This is a genomic window from Novosphingobium sp. BL-S-32 (assembly GCF_056857055.1).
The window spans coordinates 843960-868328 of the sequence record NZ_CM166477.1 but is presented as its reverse complement, the minus strand read 5'-3'; the positions used below and the strand labels follow the sequence as shown (position 1 = coordinate 868328).

Sequence of the window (24369 nt, the reverse complement as noted above, 5' to 3'; positions counted from 1 at the left end):
TTCCGCGACGCCGGCGAGCGCCATAGAAACGCGAACCGAGCGATGACAAAAATATAATTGGCTGACGGGAATTCGCCCATTTAGCCGCAACAAACCATGAACAGAGCGAAGACATATCTGCATGACCCGCTTGAGCCCGACCACGCTCATGCAGAAACGGCTCTGTGCAGCCGGCATCTACATCCGTATATCACTTTGAAATTGCAGGTCATTTACAAAACGATGAAGGCTCTCTTCCGCTCCTACGCCCTGCTTTCGATGGCAGCTATTGCCCTTCTGTCGGAGCCTGCACTGGCCGATGCCGACAAGTGCAAGTTCGATATGATGGCGAAATTGCCCGTGGTCATGGAGGGTGAGCGAGCCAGCGTCGCGGTGAAATTCAATGGCAAGGACAGCCGTGTCTGGCTCGACAGCGGCGCCTTCTTCAATTTCATGCCCAAGGCCAAGGCAATGGAACTGGGTCTTTCGACCGGGCCCTTGCCTGCCGGCTTTTTCGTGAGCGGGATCGGCGGCAGCTTTACCCCCGAACTGGCACGCGTGCGCGACTTCGGCATCCTTGGTGCCACACTCCACAACATGGAATTCGTCGTCGGCGGCAGCGACAGCGGCAACGGATTTCTTGGCGCCAACCTGCTCGGCATTTGGGATACCGAATTCGACCTCGCCAAAGGGGCCGTCAATCTGTTCAAGGAGGCTGGCTGCAGCAAAGTAAGCATGGCTTACTGGGGTGCGGGCATGTCGGTGGGCGAGGCACGGCTGCTAGGCGGCGGGTTCCCCAACGATCACCACATCTATGTGGAAGTGTTCGTGAACGGCCATCCGCTGCGCGCCATGCTCGACTCCGGAGCGCCGACTTCCGTCATCGGCCGCCACGCCGTGGGCCAGGCCGGGATCGACCTCACGGCACCGCAGGTCGTGGCATCGGTCAATATGAGCGGCGTCGGGTCGCATGAGCGCAAGAGCTGGATCGTCCGCACCAAATCCATCTCGATCGGCGGCGAGAATATCGCCAACAGCCCGATCCGTGTGGTTGATGACGCTGCCGACGACAAAGATTACGACATGTTGCTCGGCGTCGATTTCCTGATGGCCCACCACGTGCTGGTATCGCAGCCGCAGCACAAGATGTTCCTGACGTACAATGGCGGCCCGATCTTCTCCGCCAGTACCGACCGGGAAATCGGACGCCACAGCACAACGCTCGGGAAAGACCTCGGCGCAAGCGAAACGGTGGCCGAGCCAAAGACCGCCGACGAATTTGCCGGGCGCGGCTCCGCACGGCTCATCAAAGGCGATGCCGTTGGCGCTATCGCCGACTTCACGGACGCCATCAAGCTGGCGCCGGAAAACGCCAACTTCCTTGCCCATCGCGCCCAGGCCTACATGCGGAATGGACAACGCGATATGGCGACGAAGGATGTCGGCGCCGCACTGGCGATTACCCCCAACGACCACCGCCTACTCACCACCCGCGCACAGATCGCGCTGGCCAAGGGAAACAGGGCGCAGGCACTGGCCGATACAGAGGCGGCCGCCGCAAACACCCCCAAGGGCTCGCTAGACGCAATGAGCCTGGTGCTGCTGTACGAGCGATTGGGAATGCCCGATCGGGGACTGGCGCTTATCGATCCGGTCATCGAACTTCACCGGGGCGACTCCAAATACCCGGCCTTGCTCAACGCGCGCAGCTGGAACCGAGGCCTTGCCAATGCCGACCTCGATAGCGCGCTGAAAGACATCAACACCGCGCTCAAGAAGGCCGGGCCGAATGCCGGCATGCTGGACACCCGCGCGCTGATCCAGTTCCGGCGCAAGGACTATGTCTCCGCCATCGCCGATGAAAGCGCGGCTCTCGACAAGCAGCCCGATCTGGCCGCCGCCCTGTTCACTCGCGGCCTCGCACGCGCGGCCAACGGCGACGTCGTCGGCGGAAATGCGGATATCGACTCCGCTCGCAAATCCCGACCAGGGATCGAGCGGCGCTACGCCGCTTACGGGCTGCTGGCACCCGGAGCGAAGCCCGCGATGTTATCAGGGGCGTCACTCGAGCCTGACGATGCTGACGATCAGGATGAGGGCGATTTCCTCTGATCTTCGGCTGTCGGGAGCGCTATCGCTATGGCCTGCGGCCGTGAGTCTCGTCCGTGATGAAAGCGGCAATGGCGCCTAACCTGTCAGCGTAGTGCTCGATCTCTCCGACACTGAGATTCCGGGGAATGCCGCTGATGACCAGTTGCAGCGAAACGGTGCCCATGGGCGAAAACACGGGCGCGGTGATATAGCCAATCCCCTCCTCGCCCAGATCACTGAGATCGAGAAGCTGCACTTCACGAGGCGTCAGGTGGCTCACCAGATCGAACACGGATGACCAGTAAGCCTCATCGCGCTTCTGACCGGCCGGCAGCGCGGTAGCCTCGCGGGCGTGGCTGGTAATGGGCCCGTTGGCGGCAACCGCGTAGCCGCGCCGCCGGATTACGGGAAATGCCGCCAATAGCCGTGCACGAACCGCTTCGCTGATATGCGGGGTCGCCTTGTCGAGATACGCGTCGATCACCGCATCTCCACCCCAGGCGACATGGCAAAGCCCAAGCGGCGGCACGAGCGGACGGCGCTCTCCCACGCGCGTGAGGCCGCGATGCGATTGCGGCGTCCCTTCCTTGGCCAGCACCAGAATCTCGTCATCGACCACGGTGTTGGCGCTGCACTGAACGTTCAGTTCCAGTGCAAGGCGTGCAATCTCGCGTCGTGCGATGTCGATCCCGCGATGTTTTTCCACCGCCGCTTGCCCGATCGCCACCATCGCCATGCCCAGCGAATAGGTTCGCTGCTTTTCATTGCGCGAGAGGAACCCGGCCCCGGCCAAAGTGGTCAGGATTCGATGCGCCGATCCGTTGCTGAGCCCAAGATGTCGCGCGATTTCCGCCAACGAGAAGCTTTCCGTGGGCCGCGCGGTGAGGAAGTTCAGCACGTCGATCACGCGAGCGGTCGGATTGGACGTGTCTGGCAAGGGCGAACTTCCTGTCCCGAGAGTTACAAAGGCATTGACTCCAACCTGCGTAAATCACATCGTTCCACAAATAACAATATATATTCCAATATTGGAACGGATGGGATGATGGAAAGGCAGAACGAACTCGATCTCCACGGCAAGGTCGTGATTGTTACCGGAGCCAGCCGGGGTGTGGGCAAGGAAGCCGCGCTCCAGTTTGCCGCACGCGGCGCGCGGGTGGTATTGGCGGCCCGCACGGTGGAGGTCGACGAAGCCTTGCCGGGGACGATCGGCGAAACGCTCGCTCGGATCGAAGCTATGGGCGGCGAAGCCATCGCCGTGGCGACCGACCTTGCCAGGGAAGACGATCTGAAGGCACTCGTCGATGCTGCAGTATCCCGCTTCGGCGGCGTCGACGTGCTCGTCAACAATGCCGCTGCGACCACGGGCGATATCTGGGGCAAGCCATTCCTCGAATTGACCCGCGCCGAGTGGCTCTACCAATTCGACGTCAATGTGCACGCGCCGTTCACGCTTACGCAACTGGTCGTGCCGATCATGGAAAAGCGCGGCGGCGGGCGCATCATCAATCTGTCCACCGGAAGCGGCGAGGTTTTCCGCCGGGCCGAGGAACCGCCGAAGCTGGACGCCGTCGGCACATTCAGCCTCGCGGTGCCGGGCTACTATTCGAGCAAGCGGGCGCTGGACCGTTTCGGCAATTGCATGGCGCCGGAACTCCACGCCCGGAACATCGCAATCATCGGCATGCATCCGGGACTGGTCTCCACCGAACTGGTGCAGATCCGGGTAAAAGAGCGCGGACTGGACGACAGCGTGGCGGTACCCATGGCCCTGCCTGCACGGATGCTGGTCTATTTCGCGGCCTGCGAGAACCCTTGGGAATATACCGGGCGCCTGTTCTGGGCGGAACGAGAGATGGCCGAGATGGGCATCGAACTCGACCACGCCACCAGCGAAGCGTAGAACCAACCGCCCGCAATTCCACCTGACACGCTGCCCTGCGGGAAAAAATGGATTGCGGGCGAGCCAGCCCTTGAGCCCCGATAATCGCTCGCGACGGAGGGGCTTAATTGGCGCCAGTCCCACTCAAACCGGCACCACTGGAGGACTGGCCGCCGAATTGCGTGGGCAAAGCGCCGAAGTCGATACCGCGATTGACGACATCGAGGCTGGCTTTTGCTACGATGCCGGGATGAACAACACGCACGAATGTGGTGTGCGCCGACGCAACCCTCACAAGACTGCAGAGGCCGTGCGAAAGCATTGGTAGATGTGAAAGAGTTGATAGCCGGTCGCTGCGAGCCACCCGCTTCGCCCTCATTATCCATTCAAAAGGCAGGAAAAGGTTTCGCTTGCAGCTCTGGCAGGTTGCCGAATTCCATGAAAATCACTTCGGAAATTGTGGACCGAAATTTTTCTACATTTCGAGCACAGATATAATCAGTCCTGCAATCGATTATATTACATCAATTCATGGATTAATTATAAACTTAACAACACAATCAAAATTAACAACGTTATAAAATTATCAATTCATTTTCTAAATACACAGAAAATGATATAACTCCTCCTTGGGAATCGAGGAGGTAACATTGGCTGAAATCGACAAACAAACTGACATCCCCGACCATTTCTTTATTGCGATGGATCTGGATGGAAAGCAGCATTACGTGCTGTGCGGATCGGTATACTCCATTGCAGAGGATGCGCTTTCCGAGTCAGCACTTGCGGGGATCAAGGCTCTTTTTGAAGCACTGACCCTCAAAGCGACACCGATTACCCATGACGACAAGGAGACTGCTCCCGTCACCATGCGTATGTATGGAATGCAATCTGCGCGATCAGCGCGGTCGCAATCCGCGACCGGGCCCGGCGGATGACACTTGAGCCTCGTGCTCAAGACTTAAGCAAGACCCTTTGCCTGGCGAGACAGGCCGCCCGCATCGCCGGTGTTACGCGCATTGGCGATGTGTCCCAGTTCGCCGTGCCGGGCATACCGGTGTTTCAGGCAATCCGTCCTTTTTCGAAATCGCTTACCGTTTCGCAAGGCAAGGGCGTAACGCCGATGGCTGGCGCTGTTGGCGCCCTGCTCGAAGCGGTCGAACTCTGGGCGGCGGAAAATCTACAGCCGCCAGCCTTCCGGTCGCGGTTGATTGATCTCGATCCTGCGGACCAGTTCTTGTGGTCGGGCGACAGGCACGAGTTAGCCCTGTCGCTGGCCTCGCACCGAGAACGCTACTGGCTGGATGGAATGGATCTGTTCAACGACACACCGTGCAAAGTCCCGTTCGATCTTCTGTCGCTCGATTTCACGCAGGACTGCTTTGAATTTCGGGTGACGTCGAATGGCCTCGCTTGCGGAAACAATGACGACGAAGCGCAGGCATCCGGGGTGGCCGAACTGCTGGAGCACCATTGCTGCGCGCAAGTAGAAGCACTCTCGCCGCGAGAACGCTGTGCGCAGCAAGTGGCGCTCGCGACGATCGACGACCCCGTTCTTATCCGTCTTATACGGCGCATTCAGGCGGCGGGCTTCCAACTGCGCGCATGGAGTATTGGCGACGCATTCGGGATCCCCGCCTTCCAGTGCCTGATTACCGAAACGAAACGGCAGTTCGACGATCTGGCCCCCTCAGCCGGCAGCGGTTGTCATCCCGACAGGCGTGTCGCCTTCGCACGGGCCATGCTCGAAGCCGTCCAGTCGCGCGCGACCCTGTTCGCCGGCGCGCGCGACGATCTTGAAGCGCAAGCCTATTCGATGGGAAGGCAGCAGGAATTCGCCATCCTGCTTTCACTCCTCGCGTTTGGCGAAGGCTCCCGGCAGTGGCAGGACATCCCCACCCGCGAAGAGCTGGAAGCCCCTGCCCGCCTGCGATTCCTGCTACAGACCGCGCGGTCGATTGCCGACGTGCCGGTTGTCGCGTTCAAGCACCGACTTCCGGTGGAGGGCTTGAGCCTGTGGCATTGTCTGGCGCCCGGCCTCATGGATCTGGCGAGAGAGAATGAGCCCCATAAGCCGGATCGCCGCGCCCCCACCATCTTGCGCGCGCGCCATCGCGACGCCGTTCTGTTCGCGGGCCCCAGCATATATGGCCTCGACATTGCCGACGATATCGAGGTCCGCCCGCCCGCCGTCTGCGGCGATCTGGCCGCGCTCCTCGACAAGCCGCCCGCGACGGTGGCGCTGATCGACGGCTTCTTCCGGACAGCGCGCACGACTTGGCACAAGGAAATACTCAGCCTGCTGGCAGCCGGCGTGCGCGTCATCGGCGGAGCAAGCCTCGGCGCGATCCGTGCCGCAGAGCTGGATGTCTTTGGCATGGAAGGGATCGGCGAGATCTACCATGCCTACCGCAGCGGCATGCTGATGCGCGACGACGCCGTGCTCATTTGCCATGCCCCCCGCGAGCTTGGCTACGCTCCCGTAACCACAGCTCTCGTCGACGCGGAATTCGCACTGGCAGGCCTCGACATTGGCGAGGGAGACCGCCGCATGATGCAGCGCATCGTGCGCACCACCGATTACACCGTCCGAACCTGGCGCCACTGCCGCTCGCTTTTCGTCCAGCGCACCGGGCACGATTTCCCGTTTTCGGCCGAGCAGCTTGAACGATGCCCGTCGATCAAAAAACGCGATGCAAAGCGAGTCCTCGAAACAATGCTGAAACCGAGACCCAGAGCGGCCAGTACCTGCCCGCAACCTCCCCTAACCTTCTATTACGAACGGCTCCTCACCACCGCGGAGCCAGTATTTGCGCAAGGTTCGACTTGATGAACGTGCGATGTTCGATGGGATTGAGCGGCAGCGTATAATCCACCCATTCCATCACATCCTCCAACTGCGGCTTCGTCGGCTGTTGCCATGCACGCAGGAAGGCGCCCCTGAAGCGCTCTTCGATTTCCGCCATCAGGCCGTCGCTATCGTCCAGCCTTGCGGCATTCGCCATGCGGACGGCGGTGTATTGCAGCCCCATTTCGCCCGATATGGAGAAATGCGCCTCCGCATCCTCGGCAAATCCCCGCAGCGCCGCGAGGACCGCGTAATCGGCATGATAATCGCTGGGCGGAAACGGATTCTGCCGGAACGCCCGCTGCATCAGGTCCTCCGCCACCTCGAAAAGGCCGAGATGGCACATGCCGAACGCGCACATGTTCACCATGTCCGGATCGTTCGGCAATGCGGCCAGCGCGGCCTTGAATTCGCGTTCGGCATGCGCGACATTGCCTTTGCGAAGCTCGCACCACGCCTGACGCAGCCGCACTTCGCAGTGCCCGGGTTGCAGCTTGACCGCCTCCCGCAGATGCCGTTCGGACGCCTCCCTGAAAGCCTGAACGTCATGGCCGCAGACCTGCTGCCAGAAATCGGTGTTGTACATGCGAACCAGCAGCAGCCGGGCGGCGATATGGGCCGGATCCTCCTCGACCAGCTCTTCCAACAAAGCCACCGCCGCTTTCACAGACTCCAGATCGCCCAACTGGCGGATCAGCAATCGCGCCCGCGTGTATTTCGCGCCTTCCTCCGCCAATTCGCCGTCATGCGACCATAGCTGCTTTTCGAGATCGCGGTCGATCGCGGGCAGGACGACACCGCTCGCTTTCTCGACCAGCATATCGATCGCCTCGATTTCCAGTGCCGCAAGCCGGATCGTTTCGGCCCAGAGGATCACATGGCTCGCCGCATTGGCAAGTTGCAGGCTGGCCTGATAGCCGGAGCCGATCTGCCGCACGTTCCCGGACAGGGAATAGATGGCCAGAGCATGTTCCGCCTCGGCAACGACGGAACCGACATCGCCTTCGTCGAGTGCCAGGACGTGGAGGCCGCGAAACTGGCAGACGGCGCTGCGGATCTCGTCGACGCAGGCTTCCCCGAATGACCGCACCACGTCCTGCTGCCCCTGCGCGCGGAGCGGCGAGACCAGCACGAGCGGCATCATGTCGCGGCTGCGCAGCGCTATGTTGGGCGAATTCGCCCTTCGCCCCCCGCCGCCCACTGCGTCCTGGGAAGGCGAGATACCTTCGGCCAGTGAATGGAACAGTTCGCGCGTCCGCGCCGATGGACGGGCGCCGAACTCGCTGTCGAGCCGATTGCACAGCTCGCGGTAGCGGCGGTGGAGCGAGCTGCCATCGCCGATATCATGGTCGAGCCGCATGCCCAACCGGGCTGCGGCTTCGTTGGCCGGTTCAAGGCGATCGAGCGATCGCAGGATTTCGCGGGCGTGCTTCATGTCATGCAAGCCCGCGCATCGCAGGGCGTCGAGCACCTCTTCCAGTACCTGCTCGCGCAGCCGGACGCGCTCGGCCATCAGCCATTCGTCGAATCCGGGCGAGATATCCAGAAAGTCCTCCAGCACATCGCCATGCGAATGGGCCAGCACCGTGGCCAGGACTTCCAGATCCTGCGCGTGGGCCGCCTTGCTGATCAAATCGAGATCGGACTGCACCCGCCGCTCGTCCAGGTGAATGGCGTCGCGATCCATTGCGAAAGCCTCGCCAAGGCCCGACAGTTCGCGCAGTTCCTTCAGCGCCTGCCGAAGGCTTGCCCTGGCTTGCGGGGGCGCCCGATCGGTCCACAACAGACATGCCAGGCTTTCCCGCGTCGCGCTGCGATCCGGAGCCAGCGTCAGATAGGCAAGAATGCCCCGTGCCTTCCGCCCGGGCAGCGGCATATTCGCCCCCTGATGCCGGATTGCGAATACCCCCAAGAGGTTTACGCAAACCGGTTGCATCTCGGCGTTGCAGTTGTCCACTGAAGTAGTCACGTGCAGTTTCCATCCGCTGAAGTCGTACCGCAGCCGCCTTCAAGTCATGGCCTGTATGTGCCGTCATGGAAAATGCCTCTTTAAGTATCGTATAGCAAGCAAGGGGTGCCTTAATACGGCACCCCCGCCCATTAATTTGGCCCGCCCGGCCTATTTCGACCCAGTCAACTAATACGACTTCTATTGGACAACCGACGCCTGTGCGATTTGCGACGCCGGATTTGTCGCAAGGTTGATGGCGATATCCCGCTGCCGCCGGACCTCACGCTGGGCGTCCTGCATGCAACGCGTGCCGCCCCGGTCTTCCCATGTGGAATGGAAATTGTTGTCAGCGCAGACCTTGCGAACCGCACGGCTCAGGCGCCGATCAAGCGTCGCGACGCCCTCCAGGGTCGCCAGATTGAGATCGCTGTAGTGAACCTGTTCCGTGCGCACGACTTCCCGGGCATGCAAGGCCGCCGGAACGCCATTCGCAGCGATCGTCAGCAATAGAAAAGCAGCGCCGACCGAATTAAATCTGATCGTGTTCATTTCCCGTCTCCAGGCTGGTCCGGCAAAAAACTGCCGGACGAGGAGGTCATGCGACGGGACACGTGATCGGCCACTTCGGGCCCGCGTGAAAAAAGCGTGAAAAATGCTATGGGGCGGAAATGAGCGGCGAGAACCGCTCCGTTTTAGGCTGACTTCGCGATCCGGGCGCGCAGCGCCTCTTCGGTGACGATCTCGATCGGCCGTCCTGCGTCGCGCAGTTCCTGCGCCTTGCGATGGAGTGGGCTGGCATCCACCCATCGGCCGTACGGCTGCGCGCTTGCGATCACCAGCATCGTGGTCGTCATGCCCACCGTGCTGACAACGCGCGCGCCGGCTTGCGCCGCCCACTGCGCCAGCGGGCCGTCCCGCGCCTCGCCCAGCACGGCAAGGCGCGCTCCGGAAAGCGGCCCCGAAGCAGCGGGGGCAGGTGCTTTGCCCCGCACACGCTGCGGCTTGGTCATCCAGCCTTCAAGATCCACGCCGGTCGACTCGATGGCCCTCAGGATCACGATGCCCGCCGCACGGGCATCGCTCAGTGCGTCGTGATGTCGATGCTCGATGCCGAGGAAGCTGGCGAGGACGTTAAGGCGATGGCTCGGCAATTGCGGCCAGGCCCGTTTGGCCACCGAAACGCTGTCCAGCCAGCGTGTTTCGATGGTGGGGCGCTCGCTAACGCGGCAGGCCGCGCCAAGTGCGCCCTTGTCGAACCATGAATGGGCAACCGTGATCCGCCCGCTCAGATAGGCATCGACCGCCTCGTGGATCTCGCCATAGGAAGGCGCGCCGACAACATGCCGCGCCGTGATCCCGTGGATGCCCACGTTAAACGGAGAGAACTCGTCACGCGGATCCACGAGCGTTTCGTAGGCGAAGACTTCCTGGCCGCCCTTGAAGCCAACGATCCCGATCTGACAGATGCTGCTGACCCGCGAGCATGCGGTCTCTACGTCAACGACGACGAAATCGGGCGCGTCGGAAGCAAGTGCGGTGGGCGGCGTATTCACGGGATTCAACGAGAGCATGCGCCGCCTATAGCAAGGCGGTCCCGACTGGGCGAGGCCGCCTTGCCATAGGCGGCCCCATACGGGCCGATTTCGTCGATCTGCCCCGTATAAAATGCTCGCCTGTCATGATAATCATGTGAAACGCGGCGTAGAGGCGGTGTCGTCTTGCCAATGGCCCTGTCCGCTCACGGTCCTTCCGCCCCGGACAGCGTGATGTCCGCAGTCATCTGGAATTTCGGAGAGAGAAATAAGCACAAGCCCCAGAGGAGAGTAGTGATGGGAAAAGCTACAGTTCTGATCTCAACGGCAGTCGTTCTGCTGACGATAACGGCATGTGCAGGCACCGATCACAGCAACACTACCGCATCGCGAGAACCCCGCCGATGTTTCTGGCCATCGGATGTGCGTAATTTCCGGGCCGTCAATGCGACAACGGTCAATATCCGCGCCGGACGCGATGTCTACCGCCTCGATCTGCTGGGCAGTTGCCCCAATATCAACTGGAATGAGCGGATGGGCCTGATGACGACCGGAAGCTCCACGATCTGCGTAGGCTCGGGCCTTGGGACCTCGGTCGTGACGCGCGGAACGGCCGGGCGGGGGCAACAGCGCTGCCCCGTGCAGACGATCACGGCACTGACACCCGAAGAAGTGGCCGCACTTCCAGGCCGCGAGCGGCCCTGACCCGGCTTCCCCCAATCGGCCCTCTCCCGGTGAGGGCCGATTGACGCCTTTTCATCGACTTCCTAAGCGCGGAGGGCTCTACCAGTCCCACCACCGCTTGCGAAGGAACCCGCGCGATGAGCTTCTGCGATACGATCTGGGCGGAAATCGCCCCGCTGCGCCGGACCATTCTCGAACATCCCTTCCTGACCGAACTCGCGGCCGGTACACTGGAGGCGGAGAGCTTCCGCCACTACATCGTGCAGGACAGCCTCTATCTTGCGGAATATGCCCGCGCGCTCGCGCTTGCCGCTGCGCGCGCGCCGACGGCGGCGGGGCGCCTGGAATTCTCGGACGGCGCCAAGGTCGCCGTGCAGGTCGAAGAAGCGCTGCATCAGGCGTTCTTCGCGCAGTTCGGCGTGACTGCCGAAATGGCGCACGAAAGCGAGCCCACGCCCGCGTGCCTCGCCTATACCAGCTACCTCAGCGCGCTGGCCGCCACGCGAAGCTATGAGGAACTGATCGCCGGAATCCTGCCCTGCTTCTGGGTCTATTGGGAAGTCGGCTGCGACGTGAAGCCCAGCGCGGCCTCGCCCAATCCCTATGCCGCGTGGATCGACACTTATGCGGCGCCCTCTTTCGGCGAAGCGACCGACCGTGTGCGCATGCTGGTGGACGAGGCTGCGGAAAACGCCACCCCGGCGACGCGAAAGGCGATGGCGACAGCCTTCCGCAACGCCGCGCGCTACGAATGGATGTTTTGGGATTCCGCCTATCGCCGCGCAACCTGGCCGATCTAGCGCCGGAGCGGCTGGCGATTACCTTTTCTTCGCTGCCGCCGCCGGTTCGGGGTTCTCGAAAGCCCAGTTCAGGTAAGCCGCAATGCGTACGCCCGCGTGCTTGAGCCGGTCGTCGATCTCGCCGCGATGCTGATAGGCATAGTCCCAAGAAAGGCTGGGATTCGCGGGGTAGATCGTCTTGCGCAGGGCAACGCTCTCGGCAATCCAGACCGCCGGATCACGCTGATTCCAGGCGATAACCTGTTCGGGCGTAATCGAGCGCGACAGCCAATGGGCATATTCGGAATAGGATAGCGAGCGGTGCTCGATCAGCCCGGAATCCCAGACCGAGTGCAAGTTGCTCGGCGTTCCGAACCACGTTACCGAAACGGTGTTGCCGCCGCGGTCGTCCCCGCCGCCGGCATGCAGCGGCTGATGCAGATCGCCAATGATGTGAACGATGAAGCGCAAGGCCGTGCGCTTGTCATCGAGCGAAGCATTCGGATCGCGCAGAGTCGCGGTGAAACGCGCCAAAGCCGTCATCGCATCACCCTCGGGCGGAGCGTCCGAAGCGGCATAGCGGTCGCCATGCACAGTCACATAGTGCCACGGGCTGGCTTTCTTCTGCCAGAATTCGGCGGGATCGGACTTCATGTCGTCCGGCCATGTCGCCGCTTCGGCAAGGTCTTCCTCCCCCAGCAGCAAGCGGACATTGGCACGGGCCACGCCGCTTAGGTTTTCATCGGCAATGGCACCGGTAATCCGGTGTCCGATCGGCCCCCATGCCTGAGCCGGGGATGCAATGGCGAGCGAGAGAGCTGTAAGGGTCAGAAAGCGCATGCGAATTCCATACAGGCGCAATCGGGCCTCGCAAAGAGGGGCGTGAGTACCTTTCCCACGGCTTCCCGGCACTGCCGGATCAAATCATTCTCCAACAACCGCATTCCGCCGAAACCAGGATCGCGTCCCGGCGGAAATCGGCCTGACCGCTCAGGTGATGGAGCGCGCGCACAGGACATCGGCGACATAGACCCGGCCGGAAACCGTCTCTGTCGTCTGCGTGCGCGCCACTACCCAGCCCACGGAGCGGCAGAACTGGTTCGCCGCCTGCCGGGCACAGTTGGAGTTGGAACCGCCCTCGCACTGGATGCGTTGGCCATCGCGCAGCGGCGCGGGGAAGAATTCCGCCGACGCCCCGCGCAAGGATTGACCCACGCCCGTCCCGAAACCACCGGTCGGACGCATCGACAGTATCGTCCGGAACTGCGGATTGAGTGTGGGCTGGTCCCGCGTGATCGTGGTGCAGCGGCCGGCGTAGTTGCGGGCCGTGCAGATCTGCCACTCACCGCTTCGCACCCTGATCGAGCGCGCGTCCCATCCCAGATTCAGATTGGGCTGGGCATTGGTCACCGACACGAAGGGGCCGTTGAACAGTGTGTCGCGATGAACGATCGCCTCAAGCACATTGGCTCCGGGTGGTGCCGGACGCCGCTCCTCCGGCTGCACAGCCGGAGCGGCCTCCTGCTGCGTCGCTGTGGGCGGCTCCTGACTAGCCGCAAGCCCGGGAAACATGAATGCCGCCGCAAGTGCGGCACTAACGATGATGCGCATCGCCGTCCTCCTGCCATTGCCTTGAACATGGGGCATTCGCGCTGAATGCCCCATCGCTTCGATTATCGTGACAGAGTGTTCTTGTAGACCTTTCCGTCCTTCATGATGACCACGAAATTCCTGGCCGGATCGGCTACCAGATTGAGGTTCTGGAGCGGGTTGCCGTCCACCAGCAGAAGATCCGCCAGCGCCCCGGTTTCAACGACGCCCAGCGTGCCCGCGTAAGGCGCGCGTTTACCCGAGAGCTTCAGCAGTTCGGCGTTGGTGGAAGTTGCCATGATCAGCGCCTCGGCAGGCGTGTACCAGCGGGCCAGAGAGGCCAGAATGGCGCCCTGCTGCTGCGCCAATGCGCGCGAGAACAGGACGTCGGTGCCAAATGCCGTCTTGATCTTGTACTTCTTGGCATACTCATATGTGCGCGAGATGCCGGGGAAGACTTCGTCCGCCTTTTCCCGCTGAACCGAACCCACCGGCATTCCGGTGCGCATTTCATCGGGTAGCGGTTGCAGGCTGAGCCAGATGCCCTTCTGGGCGATCAGCTTGGCATCGGCCTCGGTCATCAGAAAGCCGTGTTCGATGCAGGTCACGCCCGCGGCAATGGCCGACTCGATCGCTGCCGGGGTAAAGGCGTGCACGGTAACGTACGTGCCCCAGTTATGCGCGGCTTCCACTGCCGCTTGCAGCTCCGGCACGGTAAAGGTCACCACATCGATCGGGCTGAATGGGGAGGAGACGCCGCCCCCGGCGGTGAGCTTGATCTGCGAGGCGCCCTGCATCAACTGCTCGCGGACACGCACGCGCACTTCATCGGGGCTGTCGGCAATGGCATAGCCGCCCATCTGCTCTCCGCGCGTGAGCGGGCCGCCGATCTGGCGCGGCAGGTCCGAGAGCTGCCGGAAATCGCCATGGCCGCTGGTGACGGTAATCATCGCACCGGCCGGGTAGATGCGCGGACCGACCGCAAACCCGGCATCGATCGCCTGCTTGAGGCCGAACACCGGGCCGCCTACATCGCGGACCGTCGTAAAGCCGCGCAGCAGCGTGTCTTTCGCTTCATCCCCTGCGATCAGGTTGAGATAGCCCTCGTTTCCGGTAAGCAATTCGGCCGGGGTCGGGCGGATGAACATCGCATGCCAATGCGCGTCGATCAGGCCGGGCATCAGGGTCCGGCCGCCACCGTCTATAACCAGTGTATTCGGGTCGGCGGCAATCGCGTCCGTTGAAATACGCTCGATCGTGTTGCCACGGACAAGCACATTAGAGGGCGCCGAAAGGTTCGCGTTCTTGCCGTCAAAAATGCGGACATTCTGGAACAGAGTCGCCTGAGGTCCTGCCTCGGCAGGAGCCTGTTGGGCCATGGCGGGAACTGAAAGCATCGCAAGCAGAGACGCCAGCAGCGCCGCCGGCCAGAAACGACCGACGACGCGCGAATCCGGCGCGCCCAGAACCTTCTTCAACCATGTGCATGACCTCATGGCATTTCCTCCTCCTGACACCGCCGCCTACCCGGCTATCGCGTCGAAATCGAAACCCTGAAAAATCGCTCACGGATGACGAAGGCCTGCGTCCATTCGCCTATTTGTTCAAAGATGCACTGGTGGGCGCAGCGCAGGCCGAAGCGGTCTGCAAACCGTTCACCGGCCAGCTGAGTTCGTACACGACCCGAAAACCGTTATGGTCGGAAAGGACCGGCCCGCTCGGCCCGCCATCGAACATGCCTTCGGCGCGTATGGGGCGTATCTTCACGACCGCTCCCGACGAAAAATACTGCTTGTCCTGTACGCGCCGCCACTGATCGGCGTGCTCCCAATGCTCAAGAACCTCGCACTGGTCGGGCTTCTCGATGCAGAACTGGTGGACGTTCTGTAACGGGAACTGCCGTGAGAAATGCTCGAAGCGAACGTCGGAGTTCCGCATGTTGAAGTCCCCGGCGATGATCGTGGGGCTCGACAAGTCTCCGGTCGTGCTCGCGAAATCGGACAGTTCGTTGGTCTGCCGCTCGTGGGCGGCCGCGTGGCGCTCCACCGATACGCCCGACGCGCGCTGCGCCTGCATATGGGTGTTGAAGACATCGATCCTTCCGGGAACGCCCGGTATAGCGATCTCTGCCATAAGCGCGCCTTTGTTGGACAGGCAGTCAAACCCAGCGCAACTGCCCCTTGCATAGGGCCGGGCCGCTGAAAGCACGACCGGGTAATCGGTCGCGATCACAAGACCGCTCGATGTGAAATTCTCTGCAATTTCGCCGCGAAAAATATTTCGCCTGCCCGGCAGCGGTCCTTGCACATTGGGCGCCTGCCGCGTGCTGGCGTGCGGGCCGACGGTCAGGTCGGTATAGCCCGTATCCACCACCGCCTTGGCAGCGGAGCCGCTGAAGACTTCCTGAAACACGATGATGTCGGGTCCGTTATGCTGCGCGCGGAACGCGGCCAGACGCTTGCCGATCTCGCGCAGGTAAGGCGCCCGGTTCTGACGCGCCGGCCAGGGCAGGCCCTCAATATTGTACGTGAGCACATCGATGTGCGTAATGGCTGTTGTGCCATCCGCCGAATATGTGATTGCGGGCCCCGTAGCGGCCGCGCAATCGGCCGAACGTTCCGCAGGCAGGCTTGCGCATCCTGATAGTAGGAGTGCGGCACCTAATGGTGGAATACACAACCTCACAGTGACTTACTTATCACCGCGCGCCCCAACCGGCGCAAGCGATATCTTGTCTCAATGACTGGAGGCGTACTCCAAGACGACGGTCACGTTGCGACAAAGCAACACGACCGTCGTCTTGGCTTCAATACTTAGCGAACGAAGCGCCAGCGCATCGTTTCACCGGCATGGAACGGAACCACGCTGATCTCTCCGTGCGTGATCGCCGCCGGTACGACCACGTCCTCGCGCCGCAAGGTCACGGTGCCCTCGTTCAGGGGCAGGCCGTAGAAATTGGGGCCATGCACGGAAGCGAAACCTTCCAAGCGGTCGAGCACGCCTTCCTCGTCGAACACCTGGGCGTAGCTTTCCGAAGCGTACGGTGCGTTGAAGATGCCCGCGCATCCGCAGGCAGCTTCCTTGCGGCCCACCGTGTGCGGCGCGGTATCGGTGCCGAGGAAGAACTTCGGCGAGCCGGACACCGCCGCCTTGCGTACCGCGAGCCGGTGTTGTTCGCGCTTCGCCACCGGCAGGCAGTAGGCATGCGGGCGAATGCCGCCGTCGAAAATCGCGTTGCGGTTGATAATCATGTGCTGCGGCGTGATCGTCGCACCGATCTGCGGCCCGCTGCCGACAACGAAATCGACCGCATCGGCCGTCGTGATGTGTTCGAGCACGATCTTGAGGCCCGGGAAATCGCGCACCAGCGGCGTGAGAATGCGCTCGATGTAAACGGCCTCGCGGTCGAAAATGTCGACTTCGCGATCCGTCACTTCGCCATGGATCAGCAGCGGCATGCCGATCCGCTGCATGGTCTCCAGCACGCGGGTCAGCTTGCGTACATCGGTGACGCCATGCGCGGAATTGGTGGTGGCATTGGCCGGATAGAGCTTGCAGGCGGCGAACACGCCCTGCTCGAACCCGCGCTCGATTTCCGCCGGATCGGCATCGTCGGTCAGATAGCAGGTCATCAACGGCGTGAAATCCGAACCCGCAGGCAGAGCGGCCAGAATGCGTTCCCGATAGGCCTGCGCCGCAGCCACGGTGACCACGGGCGGCGTCAGGTTCGGCATGACGATAGCGCGCGCGAACTGGTCTGCGGTGTAGCCGACGACGGCTTTCAGCATCTCGCCATCGCGGAGATGCACATGCCAATCGTCGGGGCGGCGGATCGTGATCTGTGATGTCATGCCGGCCGCTTTAACCGCCAAGATGCGAGTCGTCGATGGCTCCGGCGGCATCGATCGACACGCAGCGGCCGAACAGCCACCAGTCATCCTGCAGTCCGGTTATCCCGACAGCTGTGTCGCAAACGCACTAACGAGGTAGGCAAGGCCGCCGATTGGCGAACATGCTAGCGAGGGATTCTTTCGATATCTCAGTGTTTACCCTGATGGAATCCTTCGGGTCGGCGGGTAACGTGCCCGTCTCAGCCTTCCAGACGCCGCCACCTCGGGAGTTTACGCGCGGCGAAGGCCCAATGTCACCTTCACCGGTTCTATGAAAGGTCGTGCGATGAGGATAGATCGTCTGCAAGTCACGCGTCGTCTGGCTGTCGGCGGCATTGCGGCTGCGGTATTGTCGCTAGCTGTTCCGACCCAGGTAAGCGCTTCTCCGCCTGCGGCGGAAATCGAAGCGAAATCGCGGGGCGCGCTGAAGCAGCTCTATGCTTCCAACCCCAAGGCCGCAGCAGTCGGCAAGCGAGCCAAGGGCATCCTGGTCTTTCCCCACATTATCAAGGGCGGCCTGGTCATCGCGGGTTCGTCCGGTGACGGCACGCTGTTCGTGAACGGCAAGGCCACGCGGTTCTTCAACATCTCGAGCGCATCGTTCGGTTTGCAGGCCGGGGCGCAAGGGTATGGCTACGCGCTCTTTTTCATGAGTGAGAAAAAGCTGGCCGACACGCTCAACGGCACGAGCTGGGATGCAGGTTCAGACGCCAGCGTGGCGTTCATCGATCAGGGTGCGGAAGCATCGCTCGATACGGCCAACCTGAACAAGGCCATCTATGCATTCGCCTTCAGCCAGAAGGGGCTGATGGCAGGCGTCAGCCTGAAGGGCAGCAGGATCAAGGAAATCCATCCGAAGTAAGCGACAGGCTCGCTGTAAATCGCACACCGGCATTCCCGGGCGGAGATTTCTGCCATCGTCTCGACACATCCTGCCTGGATTACCTATGTAATTCAGGCAGGATGACAAACAAGCGGCGATGGCGATCACATGACGAATGCAGGCGAACGTACCCAACCGAGGCTCGACCTTGTCGCGCTGGGACCCGCGCTGATCGTCTTCGTCATCCATGCGGTCTTAGGCGCGCGCTACGATCTCTTCCGTGACGAGCTTTACTTCATCGTCTGCGGCCAGCACCCCGCCTTCGGCTATGTCGACCAGCCACCGGCCGTACCGCTGATGGCTGCAGCGCTGTACGGACTCACGCATGCAGCGTGGGGCGTGCGCCTGCCTGCCGCGATCGCCGCAGGGATGCTGGTGTGGCTGGCCGTGCGCTTCGTCCACCTGCTCGGTGGAAACGGGCTCGCCATGGCATTTGCCGCGCTCGCTTGCGCGATTGCTCCGATGCTGATGGGGCTGGCGGCAACGCTCAACACCTCGACGTTCGACCCATTGACCTGGACCGCCGTTGCCTTCCTGCTGACGAAAGCGCTTCGCGGTGGAGACGAGCGCGCGCTGCTGTTCGCCGGACTGGTGGCGGGACTGGCACTCCAGATCAAGTACGCGATGATGTTCTGGATGGTCGGGCTGACGATCGGCCTGCTGCTGACGCCCGAACGCCGGCTTTTCCTACGCCCCGCCTTTTTGAAAGGGGCAGTCCTGGCCGCGTTGATCGCGCTGCCTTCGTTCGTGTGGCAACTTGTTCACGGCTTCCCGTTCCTCGAACTCGGTGAGGCCGCGAAGGCCAAGAACGCGGACGTGGCGCTGCTGCCGTTCCTCGGCAATCAGGTCCTGGTCATGAACCCGGCCTTCGCGCCGCTGTGGACCGCCGGGCTCCTTGCGCCGTTCCTCGCCCAGCGCCTCAGGGATCTGCGCTTCCTTGTGATCGCGGCCTTGGTCGTGGTCATCATCGTCCGGCTGGGGCAAGGCAAGGATTACTATCTCGCACCGCTCTTTCCGACGCTTTTCGTGATCGGAGCGGTCGCGCTGGCGCCGCTGGCGCGTCGAATGCCCGGCAAAGCTATGGCGGGTGTCGGTATCGGCGCAGCGGTAGTGTTTTCCGCGCTCGCCGCGCCGATGGCTCTACCGATCCTCTCTCCGCCTGCGCTCGTGGCCTATATAACTCGGATCGGCATTGCACCGCAGCAGCAGGAGCGTAGCTTCAAGGGCACCGTGCTGCCCCAGTCGTTCGCCGACCAATTGGGCTGGCACGATTTCACCCGTCAGGTCGAGACGGCATGGAACCGCATCCCCGCCCAAGACCGCGCGATGACCGGCATCAAGGTCGAGAATTACGGCGAGGCTGCTGCCCTTGATCTCTACGGTAAGCAGCTTCCTCCCGCGCTTAGCGGGCATAATCAGTATTTCATGTGGGGCCTGCGCGGACAAAATCCGCGCGACCTGCTGGTGATCCAGCACGACCTCGCCGGGCTGATGCCCTATTGCCACCGGGTCACTCAGCTCGGCACGACATGGTCGCCTTACGCCATGGCTTACGAGAACGGCAATGTGATCGCCCTGTGCCAGGGCGTGAAACCGGCGCTGATCGATCTCTGGCCTCAGCTCAAGAACTTCAGCTGAACGACCAGCTAACGGAGCAAATGGAAGTGCGAGGGCGCCAGCGCCCGGTCGGTGAAACGCGCCATGCGCACGGCGCCGTGGAAGAAGTTCACGCGATTGTAGCGCGCCCCTATCGAGGTGTTGCCGGGGCCTTGCGGCGCGAAGCCATCAACCTTCGCCTCGCCTTCTAGAACGCCGTCGACATAGCTGCGATAGGTCGTCCCGTCGAACGTCTGGGCAACGTGATACCAGCGGCCAACGGGATGCAGTTTCGCCGGATCGATAAGGACTTGTGCGTAGCCCTTCCCTTTGATGAAGCTGTCGAGATACCAGAAATTCCCCACGACCCTGATCTCGAACATCATCCGCGTTTGGTTCGCGGGATCGTCCGAAGCGAGATGCAGCCAGCGCTGCTCGAACGCGCCCCCGTCGGGCCGGAACACCGCCTCCAGCGTGAACTGGCGCGCGCCGGCAAGCGGATGGCGGGGAAGGTAGAGTGCATCGTCGACACCATCGAACACCACGGCCTTGCCGACCGGCCCATCCTCGACACGGGGATCGCCGAGCAATTGCGGGTGCAAGTTGCCGATACGGTCGAGACGGTCGAACGTCCAAACGACCTGCCCCTCCTTCGCCTGCGCCGGGGCGGCCAACACCGCCAGCGCAAGCAGGGCGAGGAACCGGGCACGCATCAGTGCGTCTCTCCAAGGATCACGACATTGTTGCGCTGGGTCACTTCCGGCACTCCGGTCGAGACCCTGACATGCAGCACTTCAGGCGCGCCGGCGGGGACGGTGAGCATGACCGTTGCGGTCTTTGCCAGCAGATCGGTCGGCGGTGCCAATGCAGGCACGGCGGCGGAGGCGAGGACCTTGCCCCTCGGCGTTTCCAGCGTGAGCGTGCCTGCGGGCGCGGCGACCGAGCCGAGGCTATGCACGATGACGGCAAGCCTGTTGCCCTTGCGCGTCACGTCATCGAGACCGATGCCGAGATCGGGGCGATGCTCGGGCTGGACAGCGGCCTTCTGCTTGAGCCGGAAAGTCATGACCGTCGCGGCGCCCGGCGCGAAGGTGACCGGCAACGAACCGCCGCGTTCCAGTTCGACCTCGCGCGGGGTCGCGCCCTGCGCGACATCGCTGCCGTCCGCAGCAAGACCCTGCGTCGTTTCCCAGGTGCCCGCCACAACGTTCCACGTTCCCATGTCCGCACGCTGCTCGGTGCCGGTGGTGTTGTAGGCAACGACCGTGAACTGCTCGGGCGTTGCATCGCGCACGAGGATCGCCACTTCCACCGCCGCCTCGGGGTCTGCAAAGCGCCAGCTCACCGCATTGCCCGGGTAGGTCTGGTTGCGCTTGAGGGCGATACCGCCGAGCCGCTCGCGCTGGAGCAATTCGTTCGGCGCCTCCACGCGGTCGCTCCACCAATGTCCTTCGGTGTACATGTACATGTGCTGGCTCTTGTCAGAGATGCCGTGGGCGTTGAGCGCCTCCAGCCACGCGCGGTCGCCGGTGGTGTTCCAGGCCTCGAACCGGGCGAAGTCGTCGCCGCCCTCTGCCTTGCGCAGTACGGGGTCTTTCAGATCCGCTCGCTTGCCCAGTACGGTCAGGGCGTTCTCGTTAAGCTCGGCCAGCACGCCGAAATTGTCCTTGCCGACGCGGCCGAGGATCGGGCGCAAGTACTTGTCGTCGCCGGTGAAGCGCCATGCCGCCCAGGCCGACTGCATCGGCAGCGTGGCGCCGCCGCCGTCGCCCGCGCGCTCGGTGTCGTGGTCGAAGCTGATGTCATTGGGGAAGGTCCAGAGCCCGTTCGCCCCTTGCTTGCCGTGGGCCAGCAAGCCGTCGACCAAGCCCGTAACCAGTCCCCGCGCGGTCGGATCGGCGTTGTAGAGACCCAGCAGGACCGGCGTATGCATGATGACGAAACCATAGGGTTTCTGCCATGCCCACGGCTCGTCGCGGTAGATCTTGCGCGCGCCGTACCAGCTGGACGAGATGTGCATGTGCCCGGCCGGGTTCACGCGGATCACTTTGCCCAGCGCCTTGACGGTGGCCATCATCCGCTCGACCGCCTTGGGTTCACCCCAGTTGAGGTAGAGCCGCTCGGCATCGGAATTGATGCCTTCCTCGTAGACGTGCAGCTCGTCGGTGGTGATGTAGCCCAGCCCGTCGACGATCATGCCGTTCTTGTAGACCGCGTCCGACAGCGCCCGCAGCGAGCCGTTGATCTTGTCCGGATCGACGCCCATCAGCGCAAGGCCGGGCCATTGCTGGGTCAGGTCGGTATCGTCGGAAATGCCGCCGCCGAAATCGCCGTAGGGCACCTGCCGGTTATCGATCCACCAGTTCACGAAGTGGCGGGTGAGCTTCAGGTCCTCAAGCTGGCGGAACGCCCAGAGCGGCATGCCCGCCGGTGGCTGCGGCTGGACGAAGGGCGGAAGCTGCGCCTCGGAATAGCCGATGTCCGCCCAGTAGCGCCGCGCTTCCAGATTATCGGGATCGACGCGCAGCAGGTCGGTAATGTCGCCATAGAGGCGGCGGTAGAGCGCGGCGCGCTTGGACGCGGTATGCTCCTCGACCAGGAAGGCCCAGTTGTCCTTCACCTGATTGAAGCGGTCGGCAACATGTTCGACTTTCGCCTCGGCGCGGTCCTTGAAGACAAGGCGCACGCTCATCCCGTTGAGCGATTTCGCGCCGAAGTCCGGCGCGGCCGACGCCACCGTCATGTAGAGACTGTCCGCCGTCAGGATCCGGTCGCGCAAATCCAGCCAGAGCGTGCGCTGCTGGCCCGGGCGCACCGATACCTGCACGTCGATCATGTCGCGATCGGGCCAGATCGGATCCTTCACCCGAATATCGAGCGGGATCACGCCTTGCGAATTGGGCGTCGCGTCGATCGCGGGCAGGTCGATGGCCAGCCCGTCCAGCCCGTCATGGACGTTTTCCCAGCCGTAGTTCCAGGCGCGCGCCAGTGGGCGACCTGCCGGAGCGTCGCCGAAGTTCGAGGGGATCAGCACATGGACCAGCGGCAGATCGTCGCCGCTGCGCCGCCCATTCCCACTTTGGGCCGTGCCCGAGGCGCCCGCGCTGCCCGCGCCGACCGCCGCCTTCACACCGCCGGTCGGCATGGCCACGACGGTCGAACGCTCGTTCGCCGGGTAGCGCCCTGCGATATGCGCATTGAGCTGCTCCAGCGCGCCAAGGTCCGATGCTGCGTCGGCGTGCACGGTATAGCTGAGCTGGAACGTGCCCTTGGGCACTTCCCCGGCATGGATGTCGTAGGCCCAGATCTCCTGGATCGGCTGCTCCTGCATCACGTTCGTGAAGCGCAAGCTGCCGCCCGTCTTCGTGGGGGTATCGGTGAGCGAGCGCACCACGCCCTTGGGCCGCGCCGCCAGCTTGGTCCACGCGGACTGGCCGTCCGGAGACCACTCCAGCGCGCCATAGGCCGCGCCGCGAATTTCGACGCGGTTGAACGCCGCGTTCTGCGGCAGCGTCAGTTGATAGGTCTTGCCGCCCTCGACATAGACGTTCCAGTCCGGCAGCTCGAAATAATCGTCACGCCCGGGCAGGCGGGAGCGGTTGTAGACGCCGGGCCAGGTGGTCTCGGCAATGCCGTCCACACCCTTCCACATCCATTCCTTGAGGTCCTTGGCATCCGCGAATTCGACCTTGCGGATGGCGGTAACCTTGTCATCCAGCACCGGCGGGCTCTGAGTGTCCCAGCCGAAGCGATGGAGCCACGCCTTGCGCAGATCGGCCTGAACCGAAGGAAGCGTTCCGGCCGGTTGCTGTCGCGCCGCCAGTTGCGCCACTTGCGCGCCGTCCAACATGTGGTCGTAGACGCGGATATCGTCGAGGTCGGACCCGCGCATGAAGTTGTAGCGGCTCTGCACCTGATGCGGCGCGATGACGCGGCCGGCGAGGCCGAACTGGTCCAGCGCCATGTCGAGATCCGCCGCCTGCTGCTTCGAGGCGACTTCCTTGCCATCCCAGAACAGTCGCACGCCCTGCGTCTCGTCCCAGGCGAAGGCGATGTGGTGCCAGTCGTCGGTGGTCGGCGGCGTCGGGATCGTCCAGCTTACCCGCACGCGCGAGAGGTTGGCGTCGGTCACGAAGGCGTCGAAGCCGTGGCCGTTCCAGTCGATGCGCAGGAAGGCCATGTCCCAGCTTGAATGGTCGCCCGCGCTCGCGCGGAAGATGACGAACGGCGCCTCGCCCACCGGCGTATGGCTGCGCCAGAAGAACGACAGCGTGCCGCGCTGCGCATAGATATTCCCGGGCGCCTCCCATGCGACATAGCCGCCATCAGACCATCGCCCCGCACCGCCGACGGCACCGTCAGGGACGATCGAGACATCGCTCTTGAAGTTCGGAACCGCCGCGCCGCCGGAAACCGTCGCATCGAATCCGCTGTCGAGCGGCGCATGAAACAGCAGGCCGTCCGCCTCCTGCGCGATAGCCGGAGCCCCGGCAATGCAGAGACCGGCGACAGCCAGTGCAATCCGCGAACAGACCAGATTCGTCACGATACGCCATTGGGGATGCGACACGCAGGCTTCTCTCCCTTGGCGGGCCGGGGAGAACACTCTCCACGGTCTCCGTCCTTGGGCAACCTTATGACACCGGTATCATTTCGATCAAGCC

General features: G+C 62.8%; 19 protein-coding genes. 8 read left to right on the top strand and 11 right to left on the bottom strand.

The features are described 5' to 3' along the window. Window positions 1-222: 222 nt before the first annotated feature. Window positions 223-2091, top strand: a complete 1869-nt coding sequence (locus AC1VVK_RS20500; RefSeq protein ID WP_482906592.1) for an aspartyl protease family protein — start codon at window positions 223-225, stop codon at window positions 2089-2091. 25 nt (window positions 2092-2116) lie between these two features. Here the strand turns inward: AC1VVK_RS20500 and AC1VVK_RS20495 are convergent, their stop codons facing one another. Next, complete coding sequence (locus tag AC1VVK_RS20495) at window positions 2117-3007, bottom strand: IclR family transcriptional regulator (RefSeq protein WP_482906591.1); 891 nt, start codon at window positions 3005-3007, stop codon at window positions 2117-2119. Here AC1VVK_RS20495 and AC1VVK_RS20490 point away from each other — a divergent pair. The 3 genes from AC1VVK_RS20490 to AC1VVK_RS20480 all read left to right on the top strand — a co-directional run bounded on the left by AC1VVK_RS20490 (window position 2906) and on the right by AC1VVK_RS20480 (window position 6782). Continuing rightward, entirely contained in the window at window positions 2906-3973 is a 1068-nt protein-coding gene (locus AC1VVK_RS20490) for an SDR family NAD(P)-dependent oxidoreductase (RefSeq protein ID WP_482906590.1), read from the top strand. The genes AC1VVK_RS20495 and AC1VVK_RS20490 overlap by 102 nt on opposite strands. 629 nt (window positions 3974-4602) lie before the next feature. Then, complete coding sequence (locus AC1VVK_RS20485) at window positions 4603-4890, top strand: hypothetical protein (RefSeq protein ID WP_482906589.1); 288 nt, start codon at window positions 4603-4605, stop codon at window positions 4888-4890. After that, the gene (locus AC1VVK_RS20480) at window positions 4887-6782 is read left to right on the top strand and encodes a YcaO-like family protein (RefSeq protein WP_482906588.1); all 1896 of its coding nucleotides are present in this window, start codon (window positions 4887-4889) and stop codon (window positions 6780-6782) included. The genes AC1VVK_RS20485 and AC1VVK_RS20480 overlap by 4 nt, the downstream gene beginning before the upstream one ends. Here the strand turns inward: AC1VVK_RS20480 and AC1VVK_RS20475 are convergent. The 3 genes from AC1VVK_RS20475 to AC1VVK_RS20465 all read right to left on the bottom strand — a co-directional run bounded on the left by AC1VVK_RS20475 (window position 6742) and on the right by AC1VVK_RS20465 (window position 10322). Further along, window positions 6742-8676 (bottom strand): AfsR/SARP family transcriptional regulator, encoded by a 1935-nt coding sequence (locus AC1VVK_RS20475; RefSeq protein WP_482906587.1) that lies wholly within the window; start codon window positions 8674-8676, stop codon window positions 6742-6744. The two genes, AC1VVK_RS20480 and AC1VVK_RS20475, sit on opposite strands and share 41 nt — an antisense overlap. Before the next feature lie 273 nt (window positions 8677-8949). Beyond that, window positions 8950-9300, bottom strand: a complete 351-nt coding sequence (locus AC1VVK_RS20470; protein ID WP_482906586.1) for a UrcA family protein — start codon at window positions 9298-9300, stop codon at window positions 8950-8952. Between the two features lie 143 nt (window positions 9301-9443). Next, window positions 9444-10322: an exonuclease domain-containing protein gene (locus AC1VVK_RS20465; RefSeq protein WP_482906585.1), complete on the bottom strand. Its 879-nt coding sequence runs from the start codon at window positions 10320-10322 to the stop codon at window positions 9444-9446. A 153-nt stretch (window positions 10323-10475) separates the two neighbouring features. Here AC1VVK_RS20465 and AC1VVK_RS20460 point away from each other — a divergent pair, with 153 nt between their 5' ends. Together AC1VVK_RS20460 and tenA are read left to right on the top strand one after the other, a co-directional pair. Beyond that, window positions 10476-10988 carry a DUF6491 family protein gene (locus AC1VVK_RS20460; protein WP_482906584.1) on the top strand — a complete coding sequence of 171 codons (513 nt, stop codon included), beginning with the start codon at window positions 10476-10478 and terminating at the stop codon, window positions 10986-10988. Window positions 10989-11104: 116 nt separating this feature from the next. Next, complete coding sequence (gene tenA, locus AC1VVK_RS20455; protein ID WP_482906583.1) at window positions 11105-11767, top strand: thiaminase II; 663 nt, start codon at window positions 11105-11107, stop codon at window positions 11765-11767. 18 nt (window positions 11768-11785) lie between these two features. On the opposite strand, the gene AC1VVK_RS20450 is transcribed toward tenA, so the two are convergent. From AC1VVK_RS20450 to pyrC, 5 genes are all read right to left on the bottom strand, one after another. Next, window positions 11786-12586: a S1/P1 nuclease gene (locus AC1VVK_RS20450; RefSeq protein ID WP_482906582.1), complete on the bottom strand. Its 801-nt coding sequence runs from the start codon at window positions 12584-12586 to the stop codon at window positions 11786-11788. Between the two features lie 150 nt (window positions 12587-12736). Then, window positions 12737-13357: a beta/gamma crystallin-related protein gene (locus AC1VVK_RS20445; RefSeq protein ID WP_482906581.1), complete on the bottom strand. Its 621-nt coding sequence runs from the start codon at window positions 13355-13357 to the stop codon at window positions 12737-12739. A gap of 62 nt (window positions 13358-13419) precedes the next feature. Further along, window positions 13420-14832, bottom strand: a complete 1413-nt coding sequence (locus AC1VVK_RS20440; protein WP_482906580.1) for a metal-dependent hydrolase family protein — start codon at window positions 14830-14832, stop codon at window positions 13420-13422. 100 nt (window positions 14833-14932) lie between these two features. Next, complete coding sequence (locus AC1VVK_RS20435) at window positions 14933-15871, bottom strand: endonuclease/exonuclease/phosphatase family protein (protein WP_482906579.1); 939 nt, start codon at window positions 15869-15871, stop codon at window positions 14933-14935. Between the two features lie 278 nt (window positions 15872-16149). Further along, a complete protein-coding gene (gene pyrC / locus AC1VVK_RS20430; protein WP_482906578.1) occupies window positions 16150-17187 on the bottom strand; it encodes a dihydroorotase in 1038 nt (345 codons plus the stop codon). 325 nt (window positions 17188-17512) lie between these two features. On the opposite strand from pyrC, the gene AC1VVK_RS20425 reads away from it, so the two are divergent. Continuing rightward, entirely contained in the window at window positions 17513-18088 is a 576-nt protein-coding gene (locus AC1VVK_RS20425; protein ID WP_482906577.1) for a lipid-binding SYLF domain-containing protein, read from the top strand. A gap of 129 nt (window positions 18089-18217) precedes the next feature. After that, window positions 18218-19747: an ArnT family glycosyltransferase gene (locus AC1VVK_RS20420; RefSeq protein WP_482906576.1), complete on the top strand. Its 1530-nt coding sequence runs from the start codon at window positions 18218-18220 to the stop codon at window positions 19745-19747. A gap of 8 nt (window positions 19748-19755) precedes the next feature. Here AC1VVK_RS20420 and AC1VVK_RS20415 read toward each other — a convergent pair whose 3' ends face one another. Together AC1VVK_RS20415 and AC1VVK_RS20410 are read right to left on the bottom strand one after the other, a co-directional pair. Beyond that, window positions 19756-20418 carry a LamG domain-containing protein gene (locus AC1VVK_RS20415; RefSeq protein WP_482906575.1) on the bottom strand — a complete coding sequence of 221 codons (663 nt, stop codon included), beginning with the start codon at window positions 20416-20418 and terminating at the stop codon, window positions 19756-19758. Beyond that, a complete protein-coding gene (locus AC1VVK_RS20410) occupies window positions 20418-24275 on the bottom strand; it encodes a LamG-like jellyroll fold domain-containing protein (RefSeq protein WP_482906574.1) in 3858 nt (1285 codons plus the stop codon). The genes AC1VVK_RS20415 and AC1VVK_RS20410 overlap by 1 nt, the downstream gene beginning before the upstream one ends. Window positions 24276-24369: the final 94 nt, after the last annotated feature.

Coding starts and splice junctions, on each gene's coding strand:
- tenA (WP_482906583.1), top strand. CDS start 11,105: ATGAGCTTCTGCGATACGATCTGGGCGGAAATCGCCCCGCTGCGCCGG.
- AC1VVK_RS20460 (WP_482906584.1), top strand. CDS start 10,476: ATGGCCCTGTCCGCTCACGGTCCTTCCGCCCCGGACAGCGTGATGTCC.
- AC1VVK_RS20480 (WP_482906588.1), top strand. CDS start 4,887: ATGACACTTGAGCCTCGTGCTCAAGACTTAAGCAAGACCCTTTGCCTG.
- pyrC (WP_482906578.1), bottom strand. CDS start 17,187: ATGACATCACAGATCACGATCCGCCGCCCCGACGATTGGCATGTGCAT.
- AC1VVK_RS20440 (WP_482906580.1), bottom strand. CDS start 14,832: ATGAGGTCATGCACATGGTTGAAGAAGGTTCTGGGCGCGCCGGATTCG.
- AC1VVK_RS20420 (WP_482906576.1), top strand. CDS start 18,218: ATGACGAATGCAGGCGAACGTACCCAACCGAGGCTCGACCTTGTCGCG.
- AC1VVK_RS20475 (WP_482906587.1), bottom strand. CDS start 8,676: ATGCCGCTGCCCGGGCGGAAGGCACGGGGCATTCTTGCCTATCTGACG.
- AC1VVK_RS20465 (WP_482906585.1), bottom strand. CDS start 10,322: ATGCTCTCGTTGAATCCCGTGAATACGCCGCCCACCGCACTTGCTTCC.
- AC1VVK_RS20415 (WP_482906575.1), bottom strand. CDS start 20,418: ATGCGTGCCCGGTTCCTCGCCCTGCTTGCGCTGGCGGTGTTGGCCGCC.
- AC1VVK_RS20450 (WP_482906582.1), bottom strand. CDS start 12,586: ATGCGCTTTCTGACCCTTACAGCTCTCTCGCTCGCCATTGCATCCCCG.
- AC1VVK_RS20425 (WP_482906577.1), top strand. CDS start 17,513: ATGAGGATAGATCGTCTGCAAGTCACGCGTCGTCTGGCTGTCGGCGGC.
- AC1VVK_RS20470 (WP_482906586.1), bottom strand. CDS start 9,300: ATGAACACGATCAGATTTAATTCGGTCGGCGCTGCTTTTCTATTGCTG.
- AC1VVK_RS20490 (WP_482906590.1), top strand. CDS start 2,906: ATGTCGCGCGATTTCCGCCAACGAGAAGCTTTCCGTGGGCCGCGCGGT.
- AC1VVK_RS20500 (WP_482906592.1), top strand. CDS start 223: ATGAAGGCTCTCTTCCGCTCCTACGCCCTGCTTTCGATGGCAGCTATT.
- AC1VVK_RS20445 (WP_482906581.1), bottom strand. CDS start 13,357: ATGCGCATCATCGTTAGTGCCGCACTTGCGGCGGCATTCATGTTTCCC.